Here is a 12,596-nt window from a genome sequence, read left to right as displayed (position 1 = left end):
AACCCGCCGGGCAGTGGTGCTAGGCGGCGGCGCGGGCGCGTTTCCGGGTCACGGAGTTCTTCCGGGCCGTGTGCAGCATGTCTACGGTCAGTACCAGCAGCGCCAGCCAGACGACGCCGAAACCGGCCCAGCGGTCCGGTGTCATGGTTTCCTTGAACACCACGAGCGCCACAATGAACTGCAGGACGGGCGCGAAGTACTGCAGCAGGCCGATTGTGGTCATCGGCAGTCGGCGGGCTGACGCGCCGAAGAACAGCAGCGGCACCGCGGTGATGACGCCTGATGCCACCAACAGCCAGAAATGTCCCGCACCGTGTGCGGCCAGAGTTGCCGCCCCGCTGACCGCGAGGAAGATCATGGTGGCGGCAGCTACGGGCGCCAGCACGATCGTCTCCACGGTGAGGCTTGTGATCGCCTCCGCCCGCGGGCCCACGCGCTTCTTGACGAATCCGTACAGGCCAAAGCTCAGCGCGAGCGTCAGTGCGATCCAGGGGAGCTTGCCGTAGGAGACCGTCAGCACCCCTACGGCCACGAAGCCGATGCCGACGGCGGCCCACTGGAGCGGCCGCAGCTTCTCCTTCAGGACGAAGACCCCCAGCAATACGGAGACCAGCGGGTTGATGAAGTAGCCCAGGGAGGCCTCGACGGCCTGACCGGTGGTCACGCCGTAGGTGTACGTCAGCCAGTTCACCGCGATCAGGGCAGCGGCGATGGACAGCGGCCCAATTACCGTGCGGTCCCGGAAAGCAGCAGCCAGGACCCGCCAGGACCGCGTGACGGTGATGAGCAGGACGCAGAACAGGAGCGACCAGACCACCCGGTTGGCGACGATTTCGACCGCGCCGGCCGGATGCAGGACGTAGAAGTACAGGGGCAGCAGCCCCCAGAGCCCGTAGGCGCCGATACCGAACAGGATTCCCGCCGTCGTGTCCTTGTCCACCGGTGCCGGKCCGGCCGGCCGGMCCGGCGCCGGCCCGGCTTCAACGGCTGGGCCAGCCGGCGCTGTCAGTGGGGCGGGGGAGAAGGATCCTTCGGGCTTAGGCACAAGACCAATAACACCACCTGCGCGGCGCCTATTCCTGCCAATCGGAGCACGAGCGGGCGGGGCACATTTAGAATAGGGGCCTGTGCGCTGTATCTACTGGCGCTGTCCCTAAGACTCAGAAGGGCTCCCGGTGTCCAACTCGGCCGAATCCACCTCCTCTCGTCCCCTCCGTGTCGCGATTGTCGGCGCCGGCCCGGCAGGCGTCTATGCCGCGGACATCCTGACGAAGTCCAATGAGGTCAAGGACGGCGACTTCCAGGTCAGCATCGACCTCTTCGAGGCATATCCGGCGCCCTACGGCCTCATCCGCTACGGGGTGGCTCCTGACCATCCGCGGATCAAGGGGATCGTCAATGCGCTCCACAAGGTCCTGGACCGCGGCGACATCCGGTTCCTCGGCAACGTCACTTATGGCCGGGACCTGACGCTGCATGACTTCCGTGCGTTCTATGACGCCGTCATCTTCTCCACCGGCGCCATCAAGGACGCGGACCTGGATATTCCCGGGATCGGCCTGGAGGGTTCCTTTGGCGGGGCCGACTTCGTCTCCTGGTACGACGGCCACCCGGACGTGCCGCGGGACTGGCCGCTGGAGGCCAAGGAGATTGCGGTGATCGGCAACGGCAACGTGGCCCTTGACGTGGCCCGCATGCTGGTCAAGCACGCCGATGAACTCCTGGTCACCGAAATCCCGGACAACGTCTACCGGGCGCTCAAGGATTCGCCGGTCACCGACGTCCACGTGTTTGGCCGCCGCGGCCCGGCCCAGGTGAAGTTCACGCCGCTGGAGCTGCGCGAACTCAGCCACGCCAAGGACGTGGACATCGTCCTGTATCCGGAGGACTTCGAATTCGACGAGGCCTCGGACGAGGCCATTCGCAGCAACAACCAGATCCGGACCATGGTCAACACCCTGACGAACTGGCTCGTCGAGGAGCACGCCGAGGCCGAGGAACCGTCCTCGCGCCGGCTCCACCTGCACTTCCTGCACAGTCCCGTCGAAATCTATGGAACAACAGACGACGCCGCGAACCCCGGCAAGGTCGCCGGGATCAAGTTCGAACGCATGCAGCTGGACGGCACCGGGAACGTCAAGGGCACCGGTGAGTTCCTCGACTACCCGGTCCAGGCCGTCTACCGCGCGATCGGCTACCACGGGTCGCCGCTGGATGAGCTGGAATACGATGCCCGCCGCGGCGTCGTCCCGAATGAAGGCGGCCGCGTGCTCGACGCCGAGGGGAACGCCGTGCCCGGAATCTACGCGACGGGCTGGATCAAGCGCGGCCCCGTCGGGCTGATCGGCCACACCAAGGGCGACGCGCTGGAGACCATCGGCTTCCTGCTGGAGGACCGGCTGACGCTTCCGCCGGCGCAGAACCCGGACCCGCAGGCCATCATCGACCTGCTCCAGGAGCGCGGCATCGAGTACACCACGTGGGAAGGGTGGATCAAGCTCGATGCCCACGAGCTCGCCCTCGGCGCCGAGTGGTCCGCGGCGGAGTCCGCCAACGGGATCGAACGGGAGCGCATCAAGGTGGTGCCGCGCGAGGACATGGTCGAGATTTCCCGCGGATAGGCTGTGACCGCCTGAAGCGGCAGACCGGTGCGTATCCAAACGCCCCGCGCGGAACTAGACTGGGCCGGACGAGGCGGCCTTTGGCACGCCGTCGAGCCCGTCCGGTGGGAGTTCAATGAGGAAACTGGTCCATACCGCAGCACTGTTCCCGCCGGCAGGCGGGGTCACCGCAGCGCTGCGCCAGCAGCATGCCAGCGCCGGGCACGAGGAACTCGACTCGCAGGGGCTCGTTTCCCCGGAGAACCTGCGCCTGCCCGGGCTTAGCAGCCTGATCCAGGAGTCGTGGCGGCGTTCGGCGCAGCTGCGCGCCAACCCGGACAACCCCGAGGCGCCGCTGGCCATGGACCGCGAGGAACTCGAAGAATACCGGCGCCAGCATCCGCTGGCCGCCATCATGCCCGTGATCCACAAGCTCCTGGTCCTGCCCAGCCACGACAGCGGAATGCTGGTAGCCGTGGGGGACGAGGTCGGCAGGCTGCTCTGGGTCGAAGGGGATGCCGCCCTGCGGCGCCGGGCCGAGGGCATGATGTTCGTCCCGGGCGCCGACTGGTCCGAAGCGACAGTCGGCACCAGCGCCCCCGGCACCGCGCTGGCCCTGGGCCGGGGAATCCAGATCTCCGGCGCCGAGCACTACAAGCGCTCCGTGCATCCGTGGAGCTGTACGGCGGTGCCGTTCCACGATCCTGATTCCGGTGCCCTGCTGGGGGTCGTGGACATCACCGGCACCGAGTCGGCCGTGGCCCCGCATACGTTGTCGCTCGTAGAGGCCACGGTCGCCGCGGCCCAGGCGCATCTGCGGGTGGAGCGGCTGCAGCTGGCTGCCGCGGACCAGTCCCCGCCGTCCCGGCGGCGGAACTCGGGGCCGAAAACGGCCGGGGGCCCGGGCGCCAACAGCCTCTACCGCAACAGCCTCCAGCTGCTCGGCCGCGACCAGGCGCTGCTCAGCATCGACGGGCGCACCGTGGCCCTGTCCGCCCGGCACAGCGAGATCCTGGCCCTGCTCAGCACCCACCCCGCGGGGCTGAACGCCGAGGAGCTCTGCTCCCTCCTGTACACCGGGGATGCCTCCACCATGACGCTGCGCGCGGAGATGGTGCGGCTGCGCAAGGTACTTCAGCAGCTCAACCCCGGTGCCGTCCCGCAATCACGCCCTTACCGTCTGCCGCTGGACCTGGTTCCCGATGCCGGGCAGGTGCTGGACTGCCTGCAGCGCGGCGCCCACCGGATAGCGCTGGAAATTTACCGCGGCGCCGTGCTGCCCCGCTCCGAGGCGCCCGGAATCGTGGAGCTGCGGGACAGGGTCTCCGCGCTGATGCGCGAGGCCTTGCTGACGGACGGCAGCGCCGAATCGCTCCTGAAGTACGCCGCGCTGCCCGAAGCAAAGGACGACGTCGACGTCCGCAGCGCCGCGCTGAAGCTGCTGGCACCGCGCTCGCCCAAGCGCGCCGCCGTCGTCGCCGACCTGGAACGGCTGGACAGGGAGCTGAGCGCCTGACCGGCGCGGGCCGCCGAATGCCCCGCCAGTGACCTGGCTCACTTCGGTTGCAACCTGACTGCAACCTTCGCGCGCCTACGCTGGGTGCAACGGGGGCCGGAAGCGCCTTGCTGCCCCCCCATCTTGCACAGCAAAGGAGCTAGCAATGACTGTTTACGCCCAGCCCGGAACCGAGGGCTCGAAGGTCACCTTCAAGGACCGCTACGAAAATTGGATCGGCGGCGAATGGGTTGCCCCGGTCAAGGGCCAGTACTTCGAGAACATCACCCCCGTGACCGGCAAGGCCTTCTGCGAGGTGGCGCGCGGCACCGCCGAGGACATCGAACTGGCGCTGGACGCCGCCCACAAGGTCGCACCGTCCTGGGGCAAGACCTCCGTGGCCGAGCGCGCCGCGATCCTGAACAAGATTGCCGACCGGATCGATGAGAACCTCGAGATGCTCGCCGTCGCCGAATCCTGGGACAACGGCAAGCCGATCCGCGAAACCCTCAACGCCGACATTCCGCTCGCCGCCGACCACTTCCGCTACTTCGCCTCCGCCGTCCGCGCGCAGGAAGGCCGGCTGTCCCAGCTCGACGAAGACACCACCGCCTACCACTACCACGAGCCCCTCGGCGTCGTCGGTCAGATCATCCCCTGGAACTTCCCGATCCTGATGGCCGTCTGGAAGCTCGCCCCGGCCCTCGCCGCCGGCAACGCCGTCGTCCTGAAGCCGGCCGAGCAGACGCCGTCCTCGATCCTGGTGCTGATGGAACTCATTGGCGACCTGCTGCCGGCCGGTGTCCTCAATGTGGTCAACGGCTTCGGCGTCGAGGCCGGCAAGCCGCTGGCCTCCAGCCCCCGCATCCGCAAGATCGCGTTCACCGGTGAAACCTCCACGGGCCGCCTGATCAGCCAGTACGCCAGCCAGAACCTGATTCCGGTCACGCTGGAGCTCGGCGGCAAGAGCCCGAACATCTTCTTCAACGACGTCGCGGACACCAATGACGCGTTCTACGACAAGGCCCAGGAGGGCTTCACGCTCTTTGCCTTCAACCAGGGTGAAGTCTGCACCTGCCCCTCCCGCGCCCTGATCCAGGAAGACATCTACGATTCCTTCATGGCCGACGCCGTGGCGCGGGTGGAGAAAATCATCCAGGGCAATCCGCTGGACACCGACACCCAGCTTGGTGCCCAGGCCTCCAACGACCAGTTGGAAAAGATCCTCTCCTACATCGACATCGGCAAGCAGGAGGGCGCCAAGGTGCTCACCGGCGGCGCCCGGGCCGAAATGCCCGGAGACCTGGCCGGCGGCTACTACGTCCAGCCGACCATCTTCGAGGGCCACAACAAGATGCGGATTTTCCAGGAGGAAATCTTCGGCCCGGTTGTTTCCGTGACCCGTTTCAGCGACTACAACGACGCCATGGGGATCGCGAACGACACCCTGTACGGCCTCGGCGCCGGCGTCTGGTCCCGCAATGGCAACGTTGCCTACCGCGCAGGCCGCGAGATCCAGGCCGGCCGCGTGTGGGTCAACAACTACCACGCCTACCCGGCGGGGGCCGCGTTCGGCGGGTACAAGGATCCGCCCCGCCCGCACCACTTGTGCACCTACACGGAGGGACGCCGGCTCACTGCACATGCCCTTAAGCCACACCCAAGTTTGATGACGCAAGGATTTCGCTATGACGACGACAATGACGACGACGACAATGCAAGCCGCGGTAGTTACCGAATTCGGCAAGGATCTCCAGATCCAGACCCTCCCCGTTCCCGTGCCGGGCCGCGGTGAGGCACTGGTCAAGGTGCTGACCACCGGGGTCTGCCACACCGACCTGCACGCCGCGGAGGGAGACTGGCCGGTCAAGCCGTCCCCGCCGTTCATTCCCGGCCACGAAGGCGTCGGTGAGGTCGTCGCCCTCGGTGAGGGCGTCACGGACCTGGCCGTCGGCGACCTCGTCGGCAATGCGTGGCTCTGGTCAGCCTGCGGCGACTGCCAGTACTGCCGGACGGGCTGGGAAACTCTGTGCGAGGCGCAGCAGAACGCCGGCTACAGCGTCGACGGCTCCTTTGGCGAGTACATGCTGGTAGACACCCGCTTCGCGGCCAGGATCCCGGCCGGCTCGGACCCCGTCGAGGTGGCTCCGGTGCTCTGCGCCGGCGTGACCGTCTACAAGGGCCTGAAGATGACCGAGGCCCGGCCCGGCCAGTGGGTCACCATCTCCGGCATCGGCGGACTCGGCCATATCGCTGTCCAGTACGCCGTGGCGATGGGGCTGCGGGTTGCGGCGGTGGACATCGCCGATGACAAGCTCGCCCTGGCCAAGAAACACGGCGCCGAGCTGACCGTTAACGCCCTGCACGAGGATCCGGCCGAAGTCATCCAGCGCGAAACCGGAGGTTGCCATGGAGTCCTGGTCACGGCAGTGCACCCGTCAGCATTCGGGCAGGCCATCGGGATGGCGCGGCGCGGCGGAACGATCGTGTTCAACGGCCTGCCGCCGGGGGACTTCCCGGCGCCGATCTTCGAGATTGTGCTCAAGGGCCTGACGGTCCGCGGCTCCATCGTGGGCACCCGGCAGGACCTGGAGGAAGCGCTCGAGTTTTACGCCCAGGGCAAGATCCACCCCACTGTGTCCACGAGGGAACTCTCCGAAGTCAATGCCGTCCTCGACGAGATGAAGCATGCCAAGATCGACGGCCGTGTGGTCATCAAGTACTAATGAAGGACGGACTCTGATGCCAGTGACAAAGCTCGACGCCGCCGTGACCCTCCCCGGGGAGGACTTCTCCCGGGTGGCTCTGACCCCGGAGGCGGTGGAACTGCTGCTCAAAATGTGGGTGCAGCACGGACCGCTGATGTTCCATCAGTCCGGCGGCTGCTGCGACGGTTCCTCGCCAATGTGCTATCCCGCCGGGGAGTTCATCACGGGGGACTCGGACGTATTGCTCGGCCTGTTCGACATTTCCGACGGGCTGCGGCCCCAGCCGCTGGAATTCTGGATGTCCCGGGAGCAGTTCAACTACTGGAGCCACACGCACCTGACCGTCGACGTCGTTCCTGGCCGGGGGAGCGGTTTCTCGGTGGAAGCGCCGGAAGGCAAGCGGTTCCTGATCCGCTCGACGCTGATGGAAAACTGGCCGGTCTAGGCGGCCCGGATGCTCTGATACGGAGCAGCTGCGCGCAAGCGGGCCGTGCAGGGGAAACCCGCACGGCCCGCTTTTGCGTCTCACTATGTGGGATAAAAATGGCCGTCCAGTGGATGGACACTACAATGGATAGGTCTGTTTCCAAACCAGTTATCGAGATTGCGGACTTTCCTAATGAACCTTTTCCGGACCAAATCCATCGAGCAGTCCATGTCCGACGCCGATGAACCCGGACGCAAGCTGAAGCGCTCGCTAAGCACGTGGGACCTCATGATCATGGGGGTCGCGGTAGCCGTGGGCGCCGGGATCTTCTCGGTCGGTGCCAAGGCCGCCGCGAACTTCGCCGGCCCCGCCGTCACCATCTCCTTCGCGATTGCTGCCGTCACCTGCGCGCTCGCCATCATGTGCTACGCCGAGTTCGCCACGGCCATCCCGGTGGCAGGCTCCGCCTACGTCTTCACGTACGCGACCATGGGTGAGATCCTGGCGTGGATCATCGGCTGGAACCTGATCCTCGAACTCTTCACGGCCGGCGCCGTGATCGCGAAGTACTGGGGCATCTACCTCAGCAAAGTCTTTGCGCTCATGGGCGTGGACATCCCGCCGTCGATTTCCCTGGGCGGCGTGGACCTCTACTGGGGCGCCTTCCTGATTGTTGCCATCTTCACCGTGCTGCTGGTCCTGGGGACCAAGCTTTCCGCCCGTGTCGGCAACATCTTCACGCTCATCAAAATCGCAGTGGTCCTCTTCGTGATCGTCGTCGGCTTCACGTACGTGAAGTTCGAGAACTACGCCCCGTTCGTCCCGGCCTCCGAGCCGACCGGAGGCACCGGAACCGCGGATGTCCTCAAGCAGTCCTTCTTCGGCTTCCTGACCGGCGCGGCCCCGGCCCAGTACGGAACCCTCGGGATCTTCGCCGGCGCCGCCCTGGTCTTCTTCGCCTTCATCGGCTTCGACGTCGTCGCCACCTCGGCCGAAGAGGTCAAGAACCCGCAGAAGACGCTGCCCCGCGGCATCTTCGGCGGCCTGGCAATCGTCACCGTGCTCTACATCCTGGTGTCCCTGGCCCTGACCGGCATGGTGTCCTACACCCAGCTGGCCGAGGCCAAGAACCCGACGCTCACCACCGCGTTCGAGGCCGTCGGCAATACCGACGCCGCCAAGGTCATCGCCTTCGGCTCCCTCGTGGGCCTCACCACCGTGATCATGGTGCTCCTCATGGGCCTCTCCCGCGTGGTCCTCGCGATGAGCCGCGACGGGCTGCTGCCGCGCTCCCTGTCCAAGACCAGCACCATTCGTTCGACGCCGGCCCGCCTGCAGATCATCTGCGGTGCCGGAGTGGCACTCGTCGCCGGCCTGACCAACGTGGACCTGCTCGAGGAAATGATCAACATCGGGACCCTGTCCGCCTTCGTCATGGTGAGCCTCGGCATCCTGGTGCTGCGCAAGAAGCGCCCGGACCTGAAGCCGGCCTTCCGTGTCCCGTTCGGCAAGGTGCTCCCGATCGTCTCCGCCGTCCTGTGCCTGTACCTCATGACGAACCTGGCCGTGGAGACCTGGATCTTCTTCGCCATCTGGCTCGTGATCGGTATTGCGATCTACTTCGCGTACGGCCAGCGCCACTCCCGGCTGAACGAAAAGTTCGCGGAGGCCCGCGCCTCGGTGAACGGCCCGGGCCCGGCAAGCGCCGTCAACCCGGCCGCACAGTCCGCGGAGGACGACGAGGACGCGCTCACCCGCGCCTGACCGGGCAGCGAGCGGCCCCGCCACATCGAAGTCGCCGGAGCAGTGCGGATTCGCTGGATATTTCCGGCGGAGTCGCACGGCTCCTGCGACTTCGGCGTGTCGGGCGGCGCTCCCTAAGATGGACACATGGCCCGCCCAGCAAGACCGGAACGCAAAGCAGAGTTGCTGTCGGCAATTCTCGACTACCTCATGGACAAGACCCTGGCGGAGCTGACCTTTCGGAGCCTTGCCGACGGGCTGGGCGTCAGCAGCTACGTCCTGGTGTACCACTTCGGGCACCGCGAACAGCTGATCAACGAGATCATCCGCGGCATCGAATCCCGGCTCGACAGCATCCGCGCCACCGACGTCAGGGACATCGACCGGGACGCGTGGCGGGCCTTCCTGCTTGAGTCCTGGCAGTGGACCATGGCGCAGCGCAACCGGCACCTGGCCAGGCTTGAATTTGAGGCCACAGCGCAGGACATTGTGGCGGCGGTGCCGCGCGGCACAGCGCAGGAGCACTTCCGGATGCTGCACGAGAAGGCCCGGGACTGGCTGGTCATCCAGGGCATCCATCCGGAATTCGCCGACACCGACGCCCGCCTGTTCACGGCCGCGTTCTACGGGCTGCAGTTCGACTTCGTCGTCAACAACCAGCCCGAGGAAGCCAGCAAGGCCTTTGAGCTGATGATGCTGGTCTTCTTCAACAACCTCGACAGGCGCCTCGCCACCGACGGCCAGCACATCTGAGCTGAACCTCAGGGAGCGGCGTAGCGGCCCTCCCATTCCACGAGGGGCCGCAGATCCTCCCAGCGCCGTGCTATTTCCTCGACCGCCCCGGGCCCGGCAAGCCAGCCGGGCTGGCCCACGTTGACCCCGGCAGTGAGGGATTTGTGCTTGAGCAGCTCGGCCCTCGGATGGTCCTTGTCGAAGCCCCGCGGCACCGTCTTCAGCCGTTCGCCCTCCACCGCGAACCCTGCCGCCTCGACTTTCTGCACGATCGCCTGCAGGGCATCGCCGCTGTCGGGATCGTCCACGGCACCGCGAAAGCGTGCCAGCTGGGCCGGAGTTTGCGTGTGGCAGCCGCCGCCGATCAGGAGGCCGTCGGCGCTGAGCTGGATATAGAAGCCCACGCCTTCGTCCACCGCCGCGAAGGCCCCCTGCGCGGTCTTATAGGGTGACTTGTCCGGCGAGAACCGGACATCCCGGTTGGGGCGAAAGAGTTTAGCCGGGCCGAAGCGTGGCTCCAGCTCGGCCAGCAGCTGGGTCAGCGGCCCCTTCACCGCGGCATCGTAGACAGGCTTGTGCTCCAGCCACCAGTCCCGGTTGTTGTTCTGTTCAAGATCGGCGTAGAACCGGAAGGCGTCACTTGGAATGCCTGCGAATGGAATGCCTGCGAATGCGGTCATGCCCAAATCCTACGGAGCCGCGGCACACGGTGGCGAGGGGCACGAGCACCCATGTGGATAACGGCAAAACGCCCCGCCACGGAAATCCGTGGCGGGGCGTCCTGTTGGCTCCAGCGGTCGCTGAAGGCCGGTTACCGAAAGCCGGTCGCCGGCCGCCAAAGCGGCCGTCCAAGCCGGCGGTCAGGCAGGCTTCGACGCGGCTGTCAGACTTTGTTGGCGGCCTCGGCGTCGGACTCAACCTGGCCGGCACCGAGGTTGGCACGCAGCTTGGCGCCGAATTCGGCGTCGACGTTGGTCCAGTACTGGATGGCGCGTTCCTTGATGTCGGCGTTCTTGACGCCGCTGACGGCGCCGGTGACGGTCTCCAGCAGGCGGGCCTTCTCGCCGTCGTTGTACACCTCGCGGTACAGCGTGCCGGCCTGGCCGAAGTCGCCGTCCTCGGCGTGCAGGGAGTGCGCGGAGAGCGTGAGCTCGCCGTCGTTCTCCCAGCCGCCGCCTGCAACGCCGGGCTCAACGGCAGCCGGGCCGCCCACGGAGTTCGGTGCGTACACGGGAACGGACGGGGCGTTGAAGTGGTAACGCCCGGCGCCGTCCTGGCTGTAGTTGTTGACCTGGCTCTTGGGCAGGTTCACCGGGAGCTGGGCGTGGTTGGTGCCGACGCGGTAGCGGTGCGCGTCCGCGTAGGAGAAGATGCGGGCCTGCAGCATCTTGTCCGGGGAGGCGGCGATGCCGGGCACGAAGTTCGACGGCGCGAAGGTTGCCTGCTCGATCTGCGCGAAGTAGTTCTCCGGGTTCTTGGTCAGCTCCATGGTGCCGACCTTGACCAGCGGGTAGTCCGCGTGCGGCCACACCTTGGTGAGGTCGAAGGGGTTGAAGCGGTACGTCTTGGCGTCCTCGTACGGCATGACCTGGACGTGGAGGTCCCAGGAGGGGAAGTTGCCGGCGGCAATGTTTTCCTGGAGGTCGCGGATGTAGAAGTCGCCGTCGGCGCCGGCGAGGGCCTCGGCCTCGTCACCGGTCATGGACTTGACGCCCTGGTTGGACTTGAAGTGGTACTTGACCCAGAACCGCTCGCCCTCGGCGTTGATCCACTGGTAGGTGTGCGAGCCGTAGCCCTGCATTTCACGCCAGGAGGCCGGCAGGCCGCGGTCACCCATGAGCCAGGTGACCTGGTGGGCGGACTCGGGGGAGAGGGTCCAGAAGTCCCACTGCATGTCGGCGTCGCGCAGGTGGCTGCCGGGGAGGCGCTTCTGGGAGTGGATGAAGTCCGGGAACTTGATGCCGTCGCGGATGAAGAACACCGGAGTGTTGTTGCCGACGAGGTCGTAGTTGCCCTCGGTGGTGTAGAACTTCACGGCGAAACCGCGGGGGTCGCGCCAGGTGTCGGGGGAGCCTGCCTCGCCGGCAACGGAGGAGAAGCGGATGAGCATGTCCGTCTCAACACCGGGCTGGAACAGTGCGGCCTTGGTGTACTTCGAGACGTCCTCTGTGGTCTTGAAGGTACCGAAGGCGCCACCGCCCTTGGCGTGCACGACGCGCTCCGGGACGCGCTCGCGGTTGAACTGCGCGAGCTTCTCGATCAGGTAGTGATCGGTCAGGATGATCGCGCCGTCGGCGCCGACGGACTTGGAGTGGGCGTCGGAAGTGACGGGAGCCCCGGACTGTGTCGTGGACACGGCGGGCGCAGAGATGATCTCAGTCATAGTTCTCCTTGGGTTGGGTTTCTTAGTTTCGTTCGGAGGGAAGCTGTTGGGTGCGCTGGCAGTCCTGGCAGATGCCCTGGTACAGCACGTCCGCGATCTGGATGGTCATCGGCTTGGCGTCCGGGCTCCAGTGCGGGGTCAGGCAGGGCGCGTGGCCCACGGCGCATTCGACGTCCTCCACCCGGCCGCAGCTGATGCACACGGCATGGTGGTGGTTGTCCCCGACCCGTGTCTCGTACAGTGCGGGCGAGTGCGGGGGCTCAAAACGGCGCAACATGTGCAGATCGGTGAGATCACCGAGGACCACATAGACCGACTGGGCGGTCAGGTCCGGCAATTCCTGCCGGGCGGCGGCAAGGATTGCCTCCGCCGGCGAATGCGGGTGATGTTCGACGGCGGCCAGCACGGCCAGGCGCTGCTTGGTAACCCGGCGGCCGTGGGCACGCAGGGCAGCTGCCCATGCGTCGTGGGTGCCCGAGGAATCCGTCATACCCTCATTCAAGCACTT

The 12,596-nt window shown here is 66.5% G+C and carries 10 protein-coding genes and 1 pseudogene; 7 read left to right on the top strand and 4 right to left on the bottom strand.

Annotated features, from left to right (window positions below):
- Positions 1-19: 19 nt before the first annotated feature.
- On the bottom strand, positions 20-1,054 hold the full coding sequence (rarD, locus tag AC1DXI_RS08590; RefSeq protein ID WP_476938332.1) for an EamA family transporter RarD: 1,035 nt from the start codon (positions 1,052-1,054) through the stop codon (positions 20-22).
- Between the two features lie 121 nt (positions 1,055-1,175).
- Between rarD and AC1DXI_RS08585 the strand changes: the two genes are divergently transcribed.
- The 7 genes and pseudogenes from AC1DXI_RS08585 (at position 1,176) to AC1DXI_RS08555 (ending at position 9,726) form a co-directional block, all read left to right on the top strand.
- Positions 1,176-2,621, top strand: coding sequence for an FAD-dependent oxidoreductase (locus AC1DXI_RS08585; protein WP_476938227.1), 1,446 nt, complete (start codon positions 1,176-1,178; stop codon positions 2,619-2,621).
- A gap of 115 nt (positions 2,622-2,736) precedes the next feature.
- Positions 2,737-4,116, top strand: coding sequence for a GAF domain-containing protein (locus AC1DXI_RS08580; RefSeq protein ID WP_476938226.1), 1,380 nt, complete (start codon positions 2,737-2,739; stop codon positions 4,114-4,116).
- A gap of 145 nt (positions 4,117-4,261) precedes the next feature.
- Positions 4,262-5,680, top strand: a pseudogene (locus AC1DXI_RS08575) (aldehyde dehydrogenase family protein); the annotation flags it as partial.
- 130 nt (positions 5,681-5,810) lie between these two features.
- Positions 5,811-6,821, top strand: a complete 1,011-nt coding sequence (gene adhP, locus AC1DXI_RS08570) for an alcohol dehydrogenase AdhP (protein WP_476938331.1) — start codon at positions 5,811-5,813, stop codon at positions 6,819-6,821.
- Positions 6,822-6,837: 16 nt separating this feature from the next.
- Entirely contained in the window at positions 6,838-7,248 is a 411-nt protein-coding gene (locus tag AC1DXI_RS08565) for a DUF779 domain-containing protein (protein WP_476938225.1), read from the top strand.
- A 174-nt stretch (positions 7,249-7,422) separates the two neighbouring features.
- Entirely contained in the window at positions 7,423-8,994 is a 1,572-nt protein-coding gene (locus AC1DXI_RS08560; RefSeq protein ID WP_476938224.1) for an amino acid permease, read from the top strand.
- A gap of 126 nt (positions 8,995-9,120) precedes the next feature.
- Positions 9,121-9,726 (top strand): TetR/AcrR family transcriptional regulator, encoded by a 606-nt coding sequence (locus AC1DXI_RS08555; protein WP_476938223.1) that lies wholly within the window; start codon positions 9,121-9,123, stop codon positions 9,724-9,726.
- Between the two features lie 8 nt (positions 9,727-9,734).
- Here AC1DXI_RS08555 and AC1DXI_RS08550 read toward each other — a convergent pair whose 3' ends face one another.
- From AC1DXI_RS08550 to AC1DXI_RS08540, 3 genes are all read right to left on the bottom strand, one after another.
- Positions 9,735-10,385, bottom strand: coding sequence for a DUF2461 domain-containing protein (locus tag AC1DXI_RS08550; protein ID WP_476938222.1), 651 nt, complete (start codon positions 10,383-10,385; stop codon positions 9,735-9,737).
- Positions 10,386-10,588: 203 nt separating this feature from the next.
- Positions 10,589-12,088, bottom strand: a complete 1,500-nt coding sequence (locus AC1DXI_RS08545) for a catalase (protein WP_476938221.1) — start codon at positions 12,086-12,088, stop codon at positions 10,589-10,591.
- A gap of 22 nt (positions 12,089-12,110) precedes the next feature.
- Positions 12,111-12,578, bottom strand: coding sequence for a Fur family transcriptional regulator (locus AC1DXI_RS08540; RefSeq protein ID WP_476938220.1), 468 nt, complete (start codon positions 12,576-12,578; stop codon positions 12,111-12,113).
- Positions 12,579-12,596 lie beyond the last annotated feature (18 nt).

Source organism: Arthrobacter sp. P1_H7 (genome assembly GCF_056405215.1).
This window is presented reverse-complemented; position numbering and strand designations above follow the sequence as displayed.

Coding starts and splice junctions, on each gene's coding strand:
- AC1DXI_RS08580 (WP_476938226.1), top strand. CDS start 2,737: ATGAGGAAACTGGTCCATACCGCAGCACTGTTCCCGCCGGCAGGCGGG.
- adhP (WP_476938331.1), top strand. CDS start 5,811: ATGCAAGCCGCGGTAGTTACCGAATTCGGCAAGGATCTCCAGATCCAG.
- AC1DXI_RS08565 (WP_476938225.1), top strand. CDS start 6,838: ATGCCAGTGACAAAGCTCGACGCCGCCGTGACCCTCCCCGGGGAGGAC.
- AC1DXI_RS08560 (WP_476938224.1), top strand. CDS start 7,423: ATGAACCTTTTCCGGACCAAATCCATCGAGCAGTCCATGTCCGACGCC.
- AC1DXI_RS08555 (WP_476938223.1), top strand. CDS start 9,121: ATGGCCCGCCCAGCAAGACCGGAACGCAAAGCAGAGTTGCTGTCGGCA.
- AC1DXI_RS08550 (WP_476938222.1), bottom strand. CDS start 10,385: ATGACCGCATTCGCAGGCATTCCATTCGCAGGCATTCCAAGTGACGCC.
- AC1DXI_RS08545 (WP_476938221.1), bottom strand. CDS start 12,088: ATGACTGAGATCATCTCTGCGCCCGCCGTGTCCACGACACAGTCCGGG.
- AC1DXI_RS08540 (WP_476938220.1), bottom strand. CDS start 12,578: ATGACGGATTCCTCGGGCACCCACGACGCATGGGCAGCTGCCCTGCGT.